Here is an 18283-nt window from a genome sequence, read left to right as displayed (position 1 = left end):
ATTGCCCGGATCAGTAAGCAAATATTTGCCCATTGTACCGAGTTCCCCAGGTAAATCCATGCTCATTCAGCAATACGATTTGATCGCAATCAGGACTTACCATTAAGTTCCATGAGCCGCCATTCTCCTGCTTTGGCACAGACAGTATGGCGATTTCCAGCCTGGAAACGGGCCTACATTCAAATAGCTCTTGCCTAGTTTCTGCATACGTTTGATAATCATTCACATTTTCTGGCTTACAGCCGGTTTTTACGCTATTTACGCCTGTTTTGGAGTGTTGATAATGCGCTTTACTCTTCGTAGCCGTGCCCTGACCCAAGCTTTGCTTCTGTCCGCTATGGGTACTATGTCGATGGCGGCTTTTGCCTCTGGCGAAGTCAACCTCTACACCACTCGCGAACCTGGCCTGATTACTCCTCTGCTGGAAACCTTCAGCAAAGACACAGGCGTAAAGGTCAATACCGTGTTTGTGAAAGATGGCCTGATCGAGCGCGTGAAAACCGAAGGCGACAAGTCCCCTGCCGACATTCTGATGACGGTGGACATCGGTAATCTGCTGGATCTGGTGGAAGCCGGAATTACTCAGCCCGTTGAGTCCGCCACTCTGGACGGCGCCATTCCCGCCAATCTGCGCGGTGCCGATAAACAGTGGTACTCCCTGTCCTTGCGCGATCGCGTGGCCTATGTGGCTAAAGACGTGGATGTGAAGAGCATTCACTACGAAGATTTCGCCGATCCAAAATGGAAAGGCAAGGTGTGTATTCGCTCCGGCCAGCACCCCTACAACACAGCCTTGGTGGCTGCCATGATTGCGCATAACGGTGCAGAAGCGACGGAACAGTGGCTGCGTGGCGTGAAAGACAACCTGGGCCGCAAGGCTGCCGGTGGTGACCGTGACGTAGCGCGCGACATTCTGGGCGGCATTTGTGATGTAGGTATTGCCAACGCCTACTACGTGGGCCGCATGAAAAACTCCGAGCCTGGTAGCGATGCCTACAAATGGGGCGAAGCCATCAATGTGGTGCGTCCAACCTTTGCTGATACCAAGGGCGGTGGCACACACGTGAATATTTCCGGTGCCGCTGTGGCCAAGCACGCTCCTAACAAGGACAACGCTGTCAAACTGCTGGAGTACCTGGTTTCCGAGAAAGCCCAGAGCCTGTACGCTAAGGCCAACTACGAATACCCCGTGCGCGCCGGTGTTGAGCTGGACCCCGTGGTTGCCAGCTTCGGCCCCATGACGATTGATCCTTTGCCATTGACTGAAATCGCCAAACATCGCAAACAAGCCAGCGAGTTGGTAGATAAAGTTGGCTTCGACAACTAAAATCGCCCTACTCTTTTTCTACGACCGCCAGCTTTGAGAAATCAGAGCGGCGGTCGTCGCGCATTTAAGCGCCTGTAATACCTAGCCTTTCATAATGCCCTTTTTTCGTCGTCTGCCCTTTTGGTCCCTGGCTGCCGCTGTGATTGCCCTGATCGTGGCAGCGCCTGTGATTACCCTGCTGACCCACGCCTTAGGCGGTTCGACTGAGCACTGGTCGCATTTGTTCCAGTTCGTTCTGCCTCAAGCCATGAGCAATACCTTGCTGCTGCTCCTGGGAGTCGGCGTGGTGGTGAGCTGTCTGGGAGTGGGGTCGGCCTGGCTGATTACCGCCTACGAGTTTCCCGGACGACGGATCTTGCAATGGGCTTTGTTGCTGCCGCTGGCAGTGCCGACCTATATCGTGGCCTTTGCATATCTGGATTTGCTGCATCCGATTGGCCCGATTCAGTCTGCCATTCGCTACGTCTTGGGCTATAGCAGCCCGCGTGAATTCCGTTTGCCAGATCTGCGCTCTTTGGGCGGCGCAATTTTTCTGCTGGGTTCAGTGCTCTACCCCTATGTATACCTGAGCACGCGCGCCATGTTTGCGACACAATCGGCCAGCTTGCTGGAGGCTGCCCGCATTATGGGTGAATCGGGCCGCAGCGTATTTTTCCGGGTCGTGTTGCCTATGGCCCGCCCTGCGATTGCAGTGGGTGTCAGCCTGGCTTTGCTGGAAACCCTGAACGATATTGGTGCTTCCGAGTTTCTGGGCGTGCAGACCCTGACGGTGTCTATTTACACCACCTGGGTAACGCGCTCGGATTTGGCGGGTGCCGCGCAAATTGCTGTTTCCATGCTCTGTCTGGTGGCGGCGTTGATCAGCATCGAGCGTTATGGTCGCCGCCGCCAAGCCTATTCCAGTAATCAGCGTTCCGAACCCATTCGACCTACCCGGTTGAAAGGCTCCGCTGCCTGTATCGCCATTGCTTTGGGTGTAGCGCCCGTGCTGGTGGGCTTTGTGGCCCCATCCCTGTATTTGTTGAATGAGACCATCAAGCATGTGAGCTTGGCGGGCGGTGTGTCGGCGCAATTGCTGAGCAGCGCCTGGAACACCTTGTATATCGCAGCGCTGGCCACTATCGCGACCCTATCTTGTGGCTTGGTCGTCGCCTGGGCTGCTCGGGCAGTACGTTCGGGACGCAAACCGCGTCTGGCCCGTTTTCTGGCAGGTGTCAGCAGTCTGGGATACGCCATTCCGGGAACCGTATTGGCGATTGGGCTGTTGACGCCCCTCGTCATGTTTGACTCTTTCTACAATCAAGTCATGTCCTGGTTTGGTGTTTCGGCGACGGGTTTGTTGTTGATGGGTTCAACACTGGCTTTGGTGTTGGCCTATACCCTGCGCTTTCTGGCGATCTCGGTTGGCGGTATTGAAGCCGGGCTGGCTCGAATCCCGGCATCGCTGGAGCAGGCTTCCCGTTTATTGGGAGAAACCCCGGCGGGGACGCTGAAACGTGTGCACTTGCCCTTGCTGCGCCCCGCCATGGGCGCGGCTGCTTTGTTGATTTTTGTTGATGCCATGAAGGAGCTGCCTGCGACCTTGTTGCTGCGTCCGATGAATTTCGAGACCTTGGCAACCTGGCTGTATGCGGAAGCGGCTCGTGGGACTTATGAGGAAGGCGCGGTTGCCGCCTTGGCCATTGTGCTGGCCGGTTTGATCCCCGTTATTTTATTGGCACGTACTCAATTGATGGCCTCTGGCCCACGCGCATCATGAACGATTTTCTGGATTTGCAGGCGATTACCCTTTCCTACGAAACGTCTGAAGGTTTTCGGCCGGTTGTTGACCAGCTCAGCCTGCATTTGCCCCAAGGGGAAATCGGCTGTCTGCTGGGGGCCTCGGGCTGTGGCAAGACCACGGTCTTGCGGGCCATTGCCGGTTTCGAGCCTTTGCGTGCCGGACATATTCTGTTGAATGGCCGTGTCTTGTCGGCTGTGTCTCAGCAAGTGCCGCCGGAAGACCGCCATGTGGGCATGATGTTCCAGGATTACGCCCTCTTTCCTCACCTGACGGTAGAAAAAAACGTGGCCTTTGGTCTGCGCAAATGGGATAAAGCCCAGCGTCAGGCCCGAGTACTGGAAATGCTGGAACTGGTCGATCTGGCCCGTTTGGCGCAGCGCTATCCGCATGAATTGTCGGGTGGCCAGCAGCAGCGCGTGGCTTTGGCACGCGCCTTGGCTCCCAAACCCTCTCTGCTGTTGCTGGATGAACCGTTCTCTAATCTGGATGTGGATACCCGAGAGCGCTTGGCGTTTGAGGTGCGCGACATTCTGAAAAGCGCAGGCATTACCGCGATTCTGGTCACCCACAATCAGGCTGAAGCCTTTGCGATTGCCGATCGTATTGGTGTGATGCAGGCTGGCAAGATCATCCAGTGGGATACGCCTTACAGCCTGCACCATCGTCCTGTGAATGACTTTGTGGCGGACTTCATCCGCCGCGAAGCCATCATGGCGCAACGGGCCCAGGCCTTTTTGCGTGGCGAGCCTGCGTAGTTGCAAGTACGGCAGCTCTAGCGTGCCCCATGCTGCCATATTGGACTGATAGCTCTCGCTTTCTTCCGGGTGGACGGTGAACTGAGTGTCCTCTAAGCGCTGATGATGGAGGGCTTGATCAGCATCCAGACCGCCATCGCTACCATCATCAGGTTTTCAGTCAGAGAGACAAAGCCCAAGGGCACCTTGCTGTCGCCACCCACGCAAGCGCATTTCAGTTCGCGCTTGTCGATATAGACCGCCTTGAACACTGACCAGGCACCGATGCTGCCAATAAATAAGGCGATGGGCACAGACAGCCACATCAGGGCACCGGCCAGCATCAACACGCCTGCCACTGCTTCTCCAAAGGGGTACAGATAGGCGTAGCGCACCCATCGTTGGGCCAGCAAGTCGTAGTTCAGGAACATGGTGGCAAAGCCGTCCACATCTTTGAGCTTCTGCACGGCCAGCAAACACATGGCAATGGCAATAAACCATTCCAGCGCCTGGAGCAGGACAATCTGTCCGAATGCCGCCCAGGAAACAGCTAGCGCCATCAAGCCAGCCATCACAAACAAGGCGATCACGGGCGTGTAGCTGACGGCATCCTTGTCCTTGACCTTCCCACCGAAATACTCGACCAGTTCGTCATAGCCCCCTATCCGTTTTCCATTGATAAAGGTCTGGGGGGTTGTGCTGACTTGATGCTTGGCCTTGAAAGCGTCAATCTCTTCGCGATTCCTAAGCCAGTGATCGTCCAGCTCGTAGCCTTTGCGTTTGAGCAGTGCGCGTGCCTTAAGCCCGAAGGGGCAGATATGTTCTGCCGTCACCATGCGGTAAAGCTCAGCGTGTTTGGCGCTATGTGTAGCCATATGCGACTCCTTTGACGTGATGCTGTTTGTCGGAAGCCCTCCCCTTACGCTCATGCAAGCGTTTATCTGACACCCTAAACCAGGTGTCAGGAAGTGTAAGTAAGCAGGTGTAGTGATTTAGTAGTGTTAGTGATCGATTGTTTTTGCCTGGTCGTAAGATCTCAGGGGCTGGGTGGCAGCACATCGCATGAAAATGGGCAGAACAAGGGCAACAAACGCTGTCAGGAGCAGCAAGATATGAAGATCTGGCACGGGTACATCCAGAGTGCGGAGCAGTAGGGATGGAATAGCCAGAGCAATAAAGCTGCCGATGTGGTTGCCTGTGGTTTGCAAAGCCATGAAGCGGCCCCGCTGAGCTTGAGTGGGGTAGCTGGTACTGCGGGCGCTGGCGCAGACTAGACGGGTGTAGCTGCCCGTCATGAACAGAATCATGAATACGTGAGCTGTTCCCCACCCCAGGGCTAGCATGATCAAGGACAAGAGCAAGATCAACGTACCCAGATCAGAGATACGGGTCTCGCCCCATTTTTTGATGCCCGTAGCGGATAGGCAGGAGGCGATCAAGGCGGCGACACCGCCCAACATGAAGATCACAGGCATTTGCTGTGCTTGAGTGTCGTAGCGTAGCGCCAAAACGGGGATCAGGACCGGGATCAGTAATAGTGAGCCTGCCTGCGCAATAGCCGGCAGGCTTAGCCAGCGCCAGGCCTCTTTACCTAGAGCCAGTGGTGAGGGTTGCGCTGCAACGAAAGGGTTGGAAGGCAGATAGCGATGAGCAATTGCGACGGCAAGCAGGCAGAGCACGGCCAGAGTCATCAAGGCGATACGCCAGCCCAGTTCTACGGCGATGAACAAGGTGACGGGCATTCCGGCGATACTGACCAAGGCAAAGGCGCTGACCACAATGGCAATCGCGTCGGTACGCTGCTCGGCATTCATGTCATGCAGCAGTAAAGTCGTTGCGGCGCTCATTAAAAAACCACCTAGCAAACCAGCTCCCAGACGCAGCAAGATAAATAGCCCGAATTCGGAGCTGATGGCCCCCAAAGCGGTTAATACGGCCAAGAGAATCAGTGCCAGGAGCAGTAAAGGCTTTAGTGCCGCGCGGTGCATCCAGCGTGCAGCCAGGACGCCCGATAAAGCGGCGCCGCCCATATAGGCGGAAGCGGCATAGCCGGCGTAGGTGGCAGGAACATCAAAGTCCACTGCCATCCAGACAAACAAAGGCGTCAAGGCCATGAATTCCAGAGCATGAACAAACTGGATAAAAGACACGGCACGGGCACGCAGCCGGGGACGAAACACTTCAGAATCAGACATGATGATACGCATAAAGAAAGAGGCCTCTAGCCTAATTCTTCGCGGTTTTGATATGTAGTCTCTATAATTCGAATATTAAATTATCAAAACCGGGATAATTCCATGGCTCCTCAGCTGAATTTGAATGCCTTGCGGGTTTTTATCCAGGTAGCCGAAAGTGGCAGTTTTACGGCTGCAGCTCAGGTGCTGGATTTGCCGACCTCCAATGTCAGCCGTTATGTGGCGCAACTGGAGCGGCAGATTGGTCAGCGCTTGCTGGAGCGCAGTTCCCGGCAACTGCGTTTGACCAGTGTGGGCCAGGGCTTGTTTGATACCGTTCAGCCCTGGTGGGGAGCCTTAAAGCAGGCTGAACAGGATTTGCTGGATCAACGCACGCGTTTGTCGGGACGCTTGCGGATTTGTATTCCATCCGAGGTAGGACCGTTTCTATTGGCGGGTGTCCTGGCAGATTTTGCGGCCCAGCATCCGGATCTGGAACTGCATTGTCAAACCAACCTGGAAGGCCCTGGTGTGCTGGCGCAGGATTTTGACCTGGCCTTATTGATGTGTCGGGGTGCTCTGCCAGACAGCAGTCTGGTGGTGCAGGAATTGTGTTCTTTTGATTGCCAGGTCGTGGCGGCACCTGCCTTGATCGAGCAATACGGTATGCCCAGCAGCCTGGAAGAGTTGGAACAGTTGCCCTGCATTACGACCGATACGGCTTTGGATGGCCAAGCCTGGCAGTTTGTCTTGCCCGATGGTCGCTTTCAAATTTTGAACGTCCCCAGCCGCTTTCGTGTGAATAGCGGTTTGCTGGCGGGAGCTGGCGCCGTCAAAGGGCTGGGTTTTGCGATTCTGGTGCGGCAGGGATGTGAGAAAGAAATCGCCCAAGGGCGTCTGATTGCCGTTCCCCTGCCCTTGCCGCCTGCCCCTTTGCGTCTGGTACTGGCGTATACGCATCGACGACACTTGTCGAACTCGGCACGTGCCTTGATTGAGTATCTGAAGGCCCAAGCTGATATCGGCACCTTGCCTGGATTAAACACCCATTAACTTGGGGGCCTTGTAGGGTTTGAGCTTGAGTCGTCGTTGCAGCAACCGACGCTATATCAAGCAATGACGGCTGCTTTGACCATATCAATATGAGGAATGCCGTCCTCGTCGTAGATCTGGCCCACAGGCTCAAAACCTAAAGAGCCGTAGAACTTCTGCAAATGCGCCTGTGCGCCAATGCGTATGCCTGCGCCAGGATAGTGGGCTTCCGTAAAGCGGATCGCTTCAGCCACTAGCGCGTAGCCGATTTTCAGGCTACGGAACTTGGCCAAGGTCAGGACACGGCCAATGGAAGGCTCATCATATTTCAAGCCCGGTTCGACAACGCGAGCATAAGCAGCCAGCTCGCCGTCCTTGAGCACGGACAAATGCCAGGAATCCAGGTCCAGGCCGTCCACGTCTTGGTAGGCACACTCCTGCTCCACCACAAACACCGCCTCGCGAGCCTGGATGATTGTGTACATTTCCCGCGTGGACAGATCGTCCAACCGTTTCCATTGAAAAACCAGGTCCATCTTTACTTCCATGACGATAAGGTTTGGGTGACTGCGTATGGTAATCGTCCAAGGGCAGAATAAAAAGAGCGGCCCGAAAGCCGCTCTTTTTGATCGTACTGGCCAAAACCAGTGCCTTCGATCTTACAGGCTGTAGTACATGTCGAATTCGACCGGGTGCGGAACCATACGCAGACGGGTGATTTCGGCTTGTTTCAGCTCGATGAAGGCGTCCAGCATTTCATTGCTGAACACACCGCCACGGGTCAGGAATTCGCGATCTTTGTCCAGGGACTCGATCGCCTGTTCCAGCGACACGCAAACGGTTGGGATTTTTGCATCTTCTTCGGGTGGCAGATCGTACAAGTTCTTGTCGGCTGCATCGCCGGGGTGAATCTTGTTCTGCACACCGTCCAGACCGGCCATCATCAGGGCCGAGAAGGCCAGGTATGGGTTGGCCATTGGATCGGGGAAGCGGGCTTCCACACGACGCGCCTTGGGGTTGCTGACGTAAGGAATGCGGATCGAGGCCGAGCGGTTACGGGCGGAGTACGCCAGTTTCACTGGGGCTTCAAAGTGCGGAACCAGACGCTTGTAGGAGTTGGTCGTGGGGTTGGTGATGGCGTTCAGGGCACGGGCGTGCTTGATGATGCCGCCAATGTAGAACAGCGCGAACTCGGACAGACCAGCGTACTCGTTACCGGCAAACAGGTTCTGGCCGTCTTTCCAGATGGACTGGTGCACGTGCATGCCGGAACCGTTGTCGCCGACCACGGGCTTGGGCATGAATGTCGCCGTTTTGCCATAAACGTGAGCCACGTTATGGATGGTGTACTTCATGATCTGGTTCCAGTCCGCACGCTCGACCAGAGTCGAGAAGCGCGTACCGATTTCCAGCTGGCCGGGAGCGGCCACTTCGTGGTGGTGGATTTCAACAGGAACGCCCTGCTGTTCCAGCAGCAAACACATTTCAGCGCGCAGATCGGCAAAGGAGTCTGTAGGCGAAACAGGAACGTAGCCGCCTTTGACGCCAGGACGGTGACCCAGGTTATTGCCATTGAGTTCCAGACCACGCGACCAGGGAGCTTCTTCAGAGCGAATCTTCACGAAGCTGCCCGACATGTCGTCGTTCCAGGTAATACCGTCGAACACGAAGAATTCCGGCTCGGGACCAAAGTACGCGGTATCGCCCAAACCGCTGGAGCGCAGGTAGGCTTCAGCACGCTTGGCCAGCGAACGTGGGTCGCGGTCGTAACCTTTCAGATCGGAAGGCTCGACCACATCGCAGGTCAGAATCAGGGTGGGCTCTTCACGGAACGGGTCCATACGGGCGGTTTTGGCGTCCGGGATGAGCAACATGTCCGAGGCTTCGATTCCTTTCCAGCCAGGCAAGGAAGAGCCGTCAAAGGCGACACCAGACTCAAAGCGATCCTCGTCCACCGCGTGTGCGGGGGTGGTCAAGTGGTGCTCACGGCCCAGGGTATCGGTAAAGCGGAAATCGACAAACGTGATTTCGCGTTCGGCGATGATCTTCAGAACATCTTCGGGGGAGGACATGGTTACTCCAGCGTCAATGACGTTAACAAAAAGTGAGGAGGAGTGGCGCGGATCATTGTGTAACCCACTACGGCAGGTCTTAATTACGTTTATCGGGATTGCCGCTGAATCTGATCCAAACAGCGCAATACCGATAAAGTAGTTATGGCATAGGACTTACCAGAAATTAATTGTAGAGCAATTGTGCAGATGCACAATAAAAAATGTCTTAAATAAACAATTAAATGTCAGGAACCTTCATCAGGAAGGAATGCTTCCTGTAAATCATTTAAGAATCGCCAGCCTAAATCGGTGGTTCGAATACGAACCGGATCGGAAGCCAGCAAACCTTTCTCGATATTGCGCTTGATCACGGGCAGGATGTGCGCAAGGGGCACACCCGTGCGTTCCTGGAAGTACTGGGCGGGTACGCCCTCTTTCAGGCGCAACACGTTCAGCATGAACTCAAAGGGCAAGTCTTTGGGTGTGACACGGGCATTGTGCGCATAGTGGCTGCCGTCGCGCTTGATGGCGTTCTGCATCCATTGCGCCGGGCTGCGGGTGGTAGCAGTACGGATAATGCGGTCGTGAAAGGACAGCTTGCCGTGGGCTCCCGGGCCTATGCCGATATAGTCGCCAAATTCCCAGTAATTCAGATTGTGGCGGCTATGGCCACCGCGCTTGCTGTAGGCCGAGATCTCGTACTGGTTCCAGCCGCGGCTGGCGGTCAGCTCGATCAGGCGGTCCTGCATCGCGGCGCTGTCGTCGTCATTGGGCAAGACCGGCGGGTATTTCGCGAAGACGGTATTGGGTTCCAAGGTCAAATGGTAGAGCGACAAGTGCTCGGTCTCATAAGACATGGCCTGCAAAATGTCCCGCTCGGATTGCGCTGGGGTCTGGCCCGGCAAGGCGTACATGACGTCCAGGTTCACGCGGTCCACGGCTTTCATGGCGGCTTCAATAGCCTGTTGCGCTTGCTGGCTGTCATGAATGCGGCCCAGCGCTTTCAGGGCCTCATCGTTAAAGCTCTGAATGCCCAAGGAAATCCGGTTCACGCCACTGTGTGCAAAATTCATGAAGCGCGAGGCTTCGGAAGCTCCAGGATTGGCTTCCAGCGTAATTTCTGCGTCGGGCAGCAAGTTCAGGTGGGAACGCAGCAAGGCCAGCATGCGGTCCAGCGCCTGGGCTGACAGCAGACTGGGCGTGCCACCACCGATAAATACGGAAATTACCTGTCTGCCCCAGACTAGCGGCAGGGTTTGTTCCAGATCGGCCTGCAAAGCGTCCAGATACTCGTTTTCGGGCAGTTCAGCGGGTGCTTCGTGTGAGTTGAAGTCACAGTATGGACATTTGCGCACGCACCAGGGCACGTGCACGTAGACGGACAAGGGCGGCAGGCTGGGCAGCAAGGTGGCCGGGCCGGAGCCAGGCCGGATGCGTACCTCGGGAGAGAAAACAGTCATGGTGTTACTCGGCGGCCAGACGGGCCAACAAGGCTTGCATGGCTTGCGCCCGGTGACTGTATTTGTTCTTCACTTCAGGAGAGAGCTGCGCCGCAGTTTGCTTGAGCTCTGGCAGATAAAAGTGAGGATCATAGCCAAAGCCGTGCTCGCCAGCGGGTTGATCCTGAATCTCCCCTTCCCAGACGCCTTCAATCACGATGGGCCGTGGGTCCTGGGCATGGCGCACATACACCAGAACAGCCACATAACAGGCGCGACGGTCGCTTTGTCCTTGCAGACGCTGGACCAGCAAGGCGTTATTGGCTGCATCGGACTTTTCACCGCCCAGTTCGCGAGCGGCAAAACGGGCGGAATATACGCCGGGGGCTTCGTCCAGGGCGCGCACACAGAGGCCGGAGTCATCGGCCAAGGCGGGCAAGCCGCTTAATTGGCTGGCATGACGGGCCTTGGCCAGCGCATTCTCGATAAAAGTGGCAAAGGGTTCCTCGGCCTCGGGAATGTTCAATTGGCCTTGAGGAACCATGCTGATACCGGCCTGAGCCAGAATGGCGGAAAACTCCTTGAGTTTGCCGGCATTGTTGGAGGCCAGGACGACACGCTTGGATTCAGTGTTCATAAGTCGCAGCAGGCGGCAAAGCGCCCTGTTCAGTAAAAATGGCAAGGCGCCGTGCCAGGCAGTGTGTGCTGCATGGGACGGCGTCCCAATAGCGGTTTGTCTCGCTACCTGGCAGTGTCGCGCAGGGAGCAGGACAGACCCATTTCATCGCGATCAGCCCTGCAAGGCTTGTTTCTGGGCTTGCATCAGCTCGGCAATGCCCTGCTCGGCCAGATCCAGCAAGCGGTTCAAGGTGGGGCGTGCAAAGGTCTGGCCTTCGGCGGTGCCCTGCACTTCCACCAGATTGCCGCTGCCTGTCATGACGATATTCATGTCCACGCCGCAGGCGGAGTCTTCCAGGTAGTCCAGGTCCAGGACGGGGTTGGATTCGAACACGCCGACCGAGACGGCCGCCAGTTGATCCAGAATGGGCGAGGCTTGCAGCTTGCCCTGCTCTTGCAGGCTGCGTACGGCCAGGCTGGCTGCGACCCAGGCCCCAGTGATGCTGGCGCAGCGGGTGCCGCCGTCGGCTTGCAGAACATCACAGTCAATGTGAATGGTGCGCTCGCCCAGGGCTTTCAGATCAAAGACAGCGCGCAGGCTGCGGCCGATCAGACGCTGGATTTCCTGGGTACGGCCATTTTGCTTGCCACGGGCCGCTTCACGGTCCGAGCGAGTGTGCGTGGAGCGAGGCAGCATGCCGTATTCCGCCGTTACCCAGCCCTGCTCCTTGCCTTTCAGAAAGGGAGGGACTTTGTCGAGCACGCTGGCATTGCACAGAACATGGGTTTCACCCAGACGGATCAGTACCGAGCCTTCGGCGTGACGGGTAAAGCCGGTCACCAGTTCGATAGGACGGCATTGTGCAGCAGATCGACCCGAGGGACGTGCAATCGTAGCGTTTTCAGACAAGGCTAGGCTCCGGACAAAATTCAAAACGCCTATTGTACGCCTTGCGGGACGGGCCGTAGCGCAACACCCATGTCCATCCACTTATCGGCCTGGCAGGTGAAAAGCAGGATCTGATGGCGTTGGGCGGCGTCGTGAATAATGCGCTTCATCGCCCCCAGGCGATCGTTGTCGCTGTGGACCAGCACGTCATCCAGAATCAGCAAGGTGGGACGGCCTGCCTGTTGCAGCAAATCTGCATAGGCAAGACGGGCGATCAGGCCGATTTGCTCGCGTGCGCCAAAGCTCAAGCCGTCAATGTCGTCGGCCAGCCCTTGTCCGCTATCGCGTTGCAGCCAGCGTGGGGCCAGGTATTCGTCCAGCTCCACCCGTGCCTTGCCCAAAAGCAGACGCAGATAGTGGTTGATGTGCTTTTGCAAAGGCTCGTGCAATTGCTGGGTCAAGGCGTTGCGCTGCTCTCTTAGTACAGACAGCAACAGGCGCAAGGCCGCGACACGGCGCTCGTAGGTGGCGCAACGGCGCTGGCAGTCGTGCAGACGTAGCGAGGTCTGGTCGATCTGCTCTTCCAGGCCTTGCGCTCCGTGGGTTTCCAGCTTGGTTTGCACCAACTGCGCGGCCAGTCGGGCCTCGTTATAGCTTTGCTCCTGTTGTTGAGCGCTGCGCTCCAGACGTTGCAGGTCCTGCTCCAGAACCGAGACGGGCAAGGCGGCCAGCTCGGCTTCCAACGCCTTCTGATCGGCCAGTTGCTGCTCGCGTTGCAAGCGCAGTTGTCCCCATTGCTGCTCGCGCTCCTGCTGCGCTTGCTGGCGTTGCGGGTCAGCCCATTGTTGTTCCAGGCTATTGGCTTCAGCCTGGGCCTGCTCCAGACGAGCCTGGGTGCGGGCAAGGGCTTCGCGGGCATCATGCCAGTCGCTTTCCAGTGCGCGGTACTGCTGCTCGGCCATGGAGGCGGCTTGGGCGATACGGCCCAGTTCCGAGGCCTCGATGGCCTCGCCTTGCGGGCGTTGCGGGGCGATGCGTTGTTGAGCCGCCTGAACCAGACCTTGCAAGTGTGCTTTGCCTTGCGGGGCCAGCGCTTTCATGGAGCTGCGTAACAGCCGGTCCTGCTGCTCTTGTTCCCGATATTGCTCGCGGCGGCGTTCCAGCTCTTCCAGGCTTTTTCCGCCCAGTTGGCCAAGCGCCTGTGCGTATTCCTGCTGGGTTTGCGCCAATTGCTGCTGCACCTTGCCCAGATCGCGGCCGCCGGGAATGATGCGCAACTGGCCCATTCCGGGAAGCTCAATCAGGGTGCTGGCGCTAAGGTGGGCGCGGTGCTGGCCCTGAATGGATGCCCCATCCAGCAACAGGCTGGCGCCGTCTTGCAGTTCGATCTGCAATTCGGTGGAAATCGTCTCAAGTTGGTGTTGCAAACGCTGAATAAGCTGGTGCTGCTGGCGTAATTGGTCCAGGGCCTCGTCGCTGATTTTCAGCTGCACCAAGGCGGCCCCGCATTGCGCCAGTTGGGTTTCCAACTTGCCCAGTTCTTCCAGTTGCCCTTGCACCTGCTGCAATTGCTGCTGCGTGCCTTCAAAGCTGGCTTGATCTTGAAACCATTGCTGCCAGGTACGGGCGCGTTCCTGCTCCTGCAGGCTGGCGTCTTTATGGCTGCGCGCCTGCTCCAGACGCTGGTTCAAGCTGTTGAGCGTGCCCTGCTCTTGCTCCAGCTTGGCACTCAAGGATTTGACCTGCTCGGCGCGCCGGCTGCGTTGGCGAGCCCACTCCAGGTCGCGTTCCCCAGCTTGTTGGTAGAGCTTTTCTCGCTCGGCCAACATGTTCAGCGCCTGTTGCAGTTCCTTGGCCCGTTCCTGCAATTGGCGGGCTTGAAGTAACTGAACCTGCACTTGTTTGGCTTGCTCACGTAGCTGCTCCCACGGGCGCTTAGCCTCGGCATGGGCAATTTGCCTACGGGCCTGCGCCAGTTCGTCCACCCATTGCTGGTACTGCTGCAAGGCGGCTTGCTGGCTCTGTAACTGCTCTTCCAGCTCCTTGGCTTCTTTCTGCGCTGCCAGCCAGACGCCGCGTGGTTGTCCTTGAGCCTGGGTCACATATTGGTCCAGCTGTTGCTGGGCCTGTTCGATCAGATAATCCCCGTCTGCACTAGTCAAATCAGCGATTTCGCTACCCAAAGCCTGCTGCAAGGTGCCGGTGGCGTGCTCGACCGAGCTGCGCAAGTCCTGGCCCTGCCCTTGTTCAATCCACAAAAGGCCCGGCACGCCCCAGTTACGGGCCTGGCTGCTGCCTTTAGCGGCATACTCAAAGCCCATTTGCTGGGCCAGGTATTGTTCGGCCTCGTCATTGTCCAGATGCTGGTTACCGATGTATAAATCGCAGCGTTTGCGCTTCAGGAAACGCTTGCTCAGTCGCATGTCCTGGCCGTTCAGGCTGAAATCCAGCTCGATTTCCGGTGCGGCTGAAGAATCACCCCAAGGCAGGATTTTTGTCAGACTACCTGTGCCATAACGTTCGAAAAACACCGTGCGCAGGGCTTCGGCCAAGGTGCTTTTACCGGCCTCGTTCGGGGCGCTGATGATGTTCAGGCCCGGCTCCAGCTGGTCCAGTGAGACGGGCTGGCGAAAGCGCTTGAACTGCTCGACGCGCAGGGACTTAATGTGCATGACCACCTTCCTTATCGCGCAGCAAACCGGCCAGAATCAGCAAGGCATCTTCAGCGGCTTGCTGCTGGCTGCCGTGACGCAGTTCCTGCAACTGTTTCAACGCGGCCTGCAAGTAGCCATCGGCTTGCAAGGCGTCCAGATCCTCTTCAGAAGGTGCCAGACGCAAGGCCTCGCGCTGGCAGTCCCAGGCGCGGCAACGGGCTTGGGACTGCCCCAAAATATTTTCCAGACGCTCAAAACCGCTCAGGCTTAACTGACCTGATAGCTCCAGTTCCACCACGCTCTGATCCGCTAAGGCGTTCAGTTCCCGCTCCAGCAGGTCCAGATCCGTGTCGTCATTCAAATGGTGCTGGATACTGCGCCAAGGGTGTTGGGCAACCGGCAAGGCTTGAACCACAGGTGTTGCGCCCGGTTCGCTGATTTCCACCAGCAGAGCCTGGCCAGAGTCGTTATCCCGAAAGCGGTCCGGCTCGGGCGTGCCGCTGTAGTAGCAGCGCTCGTTAATTTTGACGGTGCCGTGCCAGTCCCCCAGTGCCAGATAGTCCAGTTTGGCGCGTTGTACGCGGTTTTGATCGATCAGGTTATGGCTGTCCAAATGCTCCAGCACCCCACTGACGCTGCCATGCGCCAAGCCCAGACGCCAGTAACCCGCCGGACTTTCGGCCTGATCGAACCAGTCGCTCAAGTCCTGATAAGTCTGGCGTTGTGTCAACGGCGCTGGCAGGACCGCAAGCTTGAGCTCGTCCAGCAGAAAAAGCTCCGGTGTATCAAGTACATGCACATAATCTGGAATGCAGTTCAAGCGGCGCGCGCGTGTCCAGACACTTTCGCTCAAGGCCGCGTCATGGTTGCCGGGCAGGAGCAGCCAGGGGCCGGTGAAACCCGCCATGGCATTGAAACTGCGGCGCAGATTGCGATCGCTCAGGGTTTGCGAATCAAAGACATCGCCCGCTACCACAAGCAGATCGGCGCGATGTTCGGTAGCCAGCGTTGCCAGCTTCTCAATGGCCTTGAAACGTGCCTCAGCCAGGGCGGCCGCGTCCTCCAGCTCGAAACGCGAATACTGGCGACCTATTTGCCAATCGGCTGTATGCAGGATTCGTAGCATGACTGCCCTTAGATTTGGTAAAAAAATCGGCCCTTACAGGCCTTGAATGCCTAAAGTATAGAGCTTTGTCGCGGCAAGAGGCGCGGCCAAAGCCGGGACCTGAGAGTACAATTGGCGGCTTTACTCCATTCTTAAAGTGACCCACCCATGATCCGTAGCATGACCGCGTTTGGCAGCGCCAAGGCCGAGTCCGAAGCAGGCACCATCAATATCGAGATGCGCAGCGTCAACAACCGCTTTCTGGACCTGAATCTGCGTTTGCCCGAGGAACTGCGTTTTGCGGAGAATCTGCTGCGCGAGCTGGCCGCCCAGGGTGTACAGCGTGGCAAGCTGGAATTGCGGGTCAACTTTGCCCGTAGCGGCACGGATCAGCAACGCAGCCTGGATATGGAGGCGGTGGAACGCACAGCACAGATGCTGCAAGTAGCACGCGTGGCCATTCCCGATCTGCCTGCACCCGAGCTTCATACCTTGCTGAGCAATCAAAGCGGCAATAATTCGGGCATGGATCCCGAAATCTGGCTGCCCATGATCAGCCAGGCTTTCGAGGCGGCCTTGCAGGATTTTCAGGCGACCCGAGAGCGTGAAGGCCAGCGGCTGGCACAAGCCATGCTGGATATTCGCCAGGACATGAGCGTCATTGTGGACGAGGTCGAGCAGCACCTGCCCTCGATCCTGACGGAGCAGAAGAACAAGATTGCTACTCGCTTGCATGACGCCTTGTTGCAAGCCAGTCCGGACGGTTTCGCCCTGATTTCGGGCGAAGAACTGTCTGCCCGCGTCGCGCAGGAAGCGGCTGTTTTCTCCCTGCGCATTGATGTGGCTGAGGAAATCGCCCGCTTGCGTTCGCATTTGACCGAGCTGGAGCTGATTCTTAACGGTGATACCAGCGTGGCGTCCAACAAGAAAAGCACGCGCCAAGGCAGCACTGGCAAGCGTTTGGACTTTCTGTTCCAGGAGATGAACCGTGAGGCCAATACCTTGGGTTCCAAGGCAGGCAGCATGGACATGACGCGCGCTTCTATCGACTTGAAGCTGTGTATTGAGCAGCTGCGCGAGCAGACCCAAAACATCGAGTAAACCAGCCAGTCCCTTATTTTCTGCCTGCCAGTATTTTTTTCAGCAGGTGCTGTCTGCTTAAACCGCGTGAAACCTCAGGTTTTATGGGGTTTTTTCAAGAAAACCGTCTTGCTCAGGCCAGGCGGTTTTTTTGTGGACTTTTCTGATCATCCTCAAACTCCCTAGGGCTATTTTTTCTGAAAGTGGTCTAGTGAAGCCAGGAATAAATACAGACGCTTTATAAGCCGCCTTAATATATAAAAATAAAATAGCGATTTTTAAAATAAAAAAATAAAACAAAAATAAGAAATGGTTTTTATAAATAATTAATCCGGTTTTAAAAGTTAAAAAAACGAATCACTGGTTTTAAATAAATTCATGCTTAATTATCTGTCTGCTAATTAGGTGGCTTGTCGGTTTTGTCCTGGGATTTTCTCGACAAGGCCAGGTAACACGTCACCTTTTTGACAGTTGTGTTTCTGGTTTTAAAACGGCGGTATTTTCTGGCCGCTGTCTGAATGCCCTGCTCGGCCCCTTGGGTTTTTCTCCGCTTTTTTCTGCCTCCGTCCTTCCCGTACAATAGCCAGCGCTGTGCTGCTCTTAGGCGGCTTATTAAAGGACAGAAAACACATGAATTTCATTTTTCGTGGAAATGAAATATTGGTCAGCAGCCAGGAAGGACAAGCCTTGATTCCTGCCAAACCCGCACTGGATTTAGCGCCGGCGCAATGGCATGCTCTTTTTCCAGGTGACGATTGTCAGGATTTTGCCTGCCACGTAGCGGCCGAGACCCCGGCTCCGGATGGCTTTACCTTCCGTCACTTGCGCGGCGTGCTGTCGCAGTTGGGAGATCAAGCCAGTATGGTGAATCGGGCTTTTCAAGTCTCGGAATGGGCGCGCAGCCATCGTTACTGTGGTGTGTGCGGTTCGACCATGGAGCGTGTGAAGCATGAACTGTGCTTTCGCTGCACCTCTTGTGGTTTCTCGGCCTATCCCCGCATCTCCCCGGCCATGATGGTACTGATCCGCGACAAGGGCCGTATCTTGTTGGCCAGTCACTCCACTTACGCGACGGCGCGCTACACGGCTCTGGCCGGGTTTGTGGAAGCCGGTGAAAACCTGGAAGAAGCCATTCACCGTGAGGTTATGGAGGAAGTGGGGCTGCGCGTGGACAATATTCAGTATTTCGGCAGTCAGTCCTGGCCTTTCCCACATTCTTTAATGGTGGCTTATACCGCCGAGTACGCCGGGGGTGATTTGCGCATTCAAGCTGACGAAATCAATGACGCGCGCTGGTTTGGCCCGGGTGACGCCCTGCCCGATCTGCCCCATACAGACTCCATTGCGGGCCGTTTGATTCGGGCCCATTTACCGGGCCAGGCCAAGACTTAAAG

15 protein-coding genes are annotated in these 18283 nt (G+C 56.5%); 6 read left to right on the top strand and 9 right to left on the bottom strand.

What is annotated here, in order from left to right:
* Positions 1 to 283 precede the first annotated feature (283 nt).
* The 3 genes from ACLPGZ_RS06045 (at position 284) to ACLPGZ_RS06035 (ending at position 3865) form a co-directional block, all read left to right on the top strand.
* Entirely contained in the window at positions 284 to 1327 is a 1044-nt protein-coding gene (locus ACLPGZ_RS06045) for a Fe(3+) ABC transporter substrate-binding protein (protein ID WP_026482587.1), read from the top strand.
* Positions 1328 to 1421: 94 nt separating this feature from the next.
* Complete coding sequence (locus ACLPGZ_RS06040) at positions 1422 to 3086, top strand: ABC transporter permease (RefSeq protein ID WP_088452868.1); 1665 nt, start codon at positions 1422 to 1424, stop codon at positions 3084 to 3086.
* Positions 3083 to 3865 carry an ABC transporter ATP-binding protein gene (locus tag ACLPGZ_RS06035; RefSeq protein WP_035271544.1) on the top strand — a complete coding sequence of 261 codons (783 nt, stop codon included), beginning with the start codon at positions 3083 to 3085 and terminating at the stop codon, positions 3863 to 3865. Before ACLPGZ_RS06040 ends, ACLPGZ_RS06035 begins: the two co-directional genes overlap by 4 nt.
* A gap of 92 nt (positions 3866 to 3957) precedes the next feature.
* Here ACLPGZ_RS06035 and ACLPGZ_RS06030 read toward each other — a convergent pair whose 3' ends face one another.
* Positions 3958 to 4719, bottom strand: coding sequence for a MauE/DoxX family redox-associated membrane protein (locus tag ACLPGZ_RS06030; RefSeq protein ID WP_254003195.1), 762 nt, complete (start codon positions 4717 to 4719; stop codon positions 3958 to 3960).
* A gap of 126 nt (positions 4720 to 4845) precedes the next feature.
* Positions 4846 to 6039 (bottom strand): MFS transporter, encoded by a 1194-nt coding sequence (locus tag ACLPGZ_RS06025; protein WP_429641067.1) that lies wholly within the window; start codon positions 6037 to 6039, stop codon positions 4846 to 4848.
* Positions 6040 to 6141: 102 nt separating this feature from the next.
* Between ACLPGZ_RS06025 and ACLPGZ_RS06020 the strand changes: the two genes are divergently transcribed.
* Positions 6142 to 7071, top strand: coding sequence for a LysR family transcriptional regulator (locus ACLPGZ_RS06020; RefSeq protein ID WP_060185059.1), 930 nt, complete (start codon positions 6142 to 6144; stop codon positions 7069 to 7071).
* A gap of 56 nt (positions 7072 to 7127) precedes the next feature.
* Here ACLPGZ_RS06020 and ACLPGZ_RS06015 read toward each other — a convergent pair whose 3' ends face one another.
* The 7 genes from ACLPGZ_RS06015 to ACLPGZ_RS05985 form a co-directional block, all read right to left on the bottom strand.
* Positions 7128 to 7586 (bottom strand): GNAT family N-acetyltransferase, encoded by a 459-nt coding sequence (locus ACLPGZ_RS06015; protein WP_060185058.1) that lies wholly within the window; start codon positions 7584 to 7586, stop codon positions 7128 to 7130.
* A 123-nt stretch (positions 7587 to 7709) separates the two neighbouring features.
* The gene (gene glnA, locus ACLPGZ_RS06010) at positions 7710 to 9122 is read right to left on the bottom strand and encodes a type I glutamate--ammonia ligase (RefSeq protein ID WP_021446603.1); all 1413 of its coding nucleotides are present in this window, start codon (positions 9120 to 9122) and stop codon (positions 7710 to 7712) included.
* Between the two features lie 227 nt (positions 9123 to 9349).
* Complete coding sequence (gene hemW, locus ACLPGZ_RS06005) at positions 9350 to 10564, bottom strand: radical SAM family heme chaperone HemW (protein WP_427975069.1); 1215 nt, start codon at positions 10562 to 10564, stop codon at positions 9350 to 9352.
* A 4-nt stretch (positions 10565 to 10568) separates the two neighbouring features.
* The gene (gene rdgB / locus ACLPGZ_RS06000) at positions 10569 to 11180 is read right to left on the bottom strand and encodes an RdgB/HAM1 family non-canonical purine NTP pyrophosphatase (RefSeq protein WP_009453909.1); all 612 of its coding nucleotides are present in this window, start codon (positions 11178 to 11180) and stop codon (positions 10569 to 10571) included.
* 153 nt (positions 11181 to 11333) lie between these two features.
* Complete coding sequence (rph, locus tag ACLPGZ_RS05995; protein WP_026482596.1) at positions 11334 to 12071, bottom strand: ribonuclease PH; 738 nt, start codon at positions 12069 to 12071, stop codon at positions 11334 to 11336.
* 29 nt (positions 12072 to 12100) lie between these two features.
* Positions 12101 to 14722, bottom strand: a complete 2622-nt coding sequence (locus ACLPGZ_RS05990) for an AAA family ATPase (protein ID WP_427975074.1) — start codon at positions 14720 to 14722, stop codon at positions 12101 to 12103.
* A complete protein-coding gene (locus tag ACLPGZ_RS05985; RefSeq protein WP_035271529.1) occupies positions 14712 to 15830 on the bottom strand; it encodes a metallophosphoesterase family protein in 1119 nt (372 codons plus the stop codon). The genes ACLPGZ_RS05990 and ACLPGZ_RS05985 overlap by 11 nt, the downstream gene beginning before the upstream one ends.
* Before the next feature lie 147 nt (positions 15831 to 15977).
* Between ACLPGZ_RS05985 and ACLPGZ_RS05980 the strand changes: the two genes are divergently transcribed.
* Together ACLPGZ_RS05980 and nudC are read left to right on the top strand one after the other, a co-directional pair.
* A complete protein-coding gene (locus ACLPGZ_RS05980) occupies positions 15978 to 16910 on the top strand; it encodes a YicC/YloC family endoribonuclease (protein WP_035271528.1) in 933 nt (310 codons plus the stop codon).
* Positions 16911 to 17519: 609 nt separating this feature from the next.
* Positions 17520 to 18281: an NAD(+) diphosphatase gene (gene nudC / locus ACLPGZ_RS05975; protein WP_429641066.1), complete on the top strand. Its 762-nt coding sequence runs from the start codon at positions 17520 to 17522 to the stop codon at positions 18279 to 18281.
* Positions 18282 to 18283 lie beyond the last annotated feature (2 nt).

The organism is Alcaligenes sp. Me129 (assembly GCF_050487245.1).
Classification (GTDB): Bacteria; Pseudomonadota; Gammaproteobacteria; order Burkholderiales; family Burkholderiaceae_B; genus Alcaligenes; species Alcaligenes phenolicus.
This window is presented reverse-complemented; position numbering and strand designations above follow the sequence as displayed.

Coding starts and splice junctions, on each gene's coding strand:
- ACLPGZ_RS06045 (WP_026482587.1), top strand. CDS start 284: ATGCGCTTTACTCTTCGTAGCCGTGCCCTGACCCAAGCTTTGCTTCTG.
- ACLPGZ_RS06040 (WP_088452868.1), top strand. CDS start 1,422: ATGCCCTTTTTTCGTCGTCTGCCCTTTTGGTCCCTGGCTGCCGCTGTG.
- ACLPGZ_RS06035 (WP_035271544.1), top strand. CDS start 3,083: ATGAACGATTTTCTGGATTTGCAGGCGATTACCCTTTCCTACGAAACG.
- ACLPGZ_RS06030 (WP_254003195.1), bottom strand. CDS start 4,719: ATGGCTACACATAGCGCCAAACACGCTGAGCTTTACCGCATGGTGACG.
- ACLPGZ_RS06025 (WP_429641067.1), bottom strand. CDS start 6,039: ATGTCTGATTCTGAAGTGTTTCGTCCCCGGCTGCGTGCCCGTGCCGTG.
- ACLPGZ_RS06020 (WP_060185059.1), top strand. CDS start 6,142: ATGGCTCCTCAGCTGAATTTGAATGCCTTGCGGGTTTTTATCCAGGTA.
- ACLPGZ_RS06015 (WP_060185058.1), bottom strand. CDS start 7,586: ATGGACCTGGTTTTTCAATGGAAACGGTTGGACGATCTGTCCACGCGG.
- glnA (WP_021446603.1), bottom strand. CDS start 9,122: ATGTCCTCCCCCGAAGATGTTCTGAAGATCATCGCCGAACGCGAAATC.
- hemW (WP_427975069.1), bottom strand. CDS start 10,564: ATGACTGTTTTCTCTCCCGAGGTACGCATCCGGCCTGGCTCCGGCCCG.
- rdgB (WP_009453909.1), bottom strand. CDS start 11,180: ATGAACACTGAATCCAAGCGTGTCGTCCTGGCCTCCAACAATGCCGGC.
- ACLPGZ_RS05990 (WP_427975074.1), bottom strand. CDS start 14,722: ATGCACATTAAGTCCCTGCGCGTCGAGCAGTTCAAGCGCTTTCGCCAG.
- ACLPGZ_RS05985 (WP_035271529.1), bottom strand. CDS start 15,830: ATGCTACGAATCCTGCATACAGCCGATTGGCAAATAGGTCGCCAGTAT.
- ACLPGZ_RS05980 (WP_035271528.1), top strand. CDS start 15,978: ATGATCCGTAGCATGACCGCGTTTGGCAGCGCCAAGGCCGAGTCCGAA.
- nudC (WP_429641066.1), top strand. CDS start 17,520: ATGAATTTCATTTTTCGTGGAAATGAAATATTGGTCAGCAGCCAGGAA.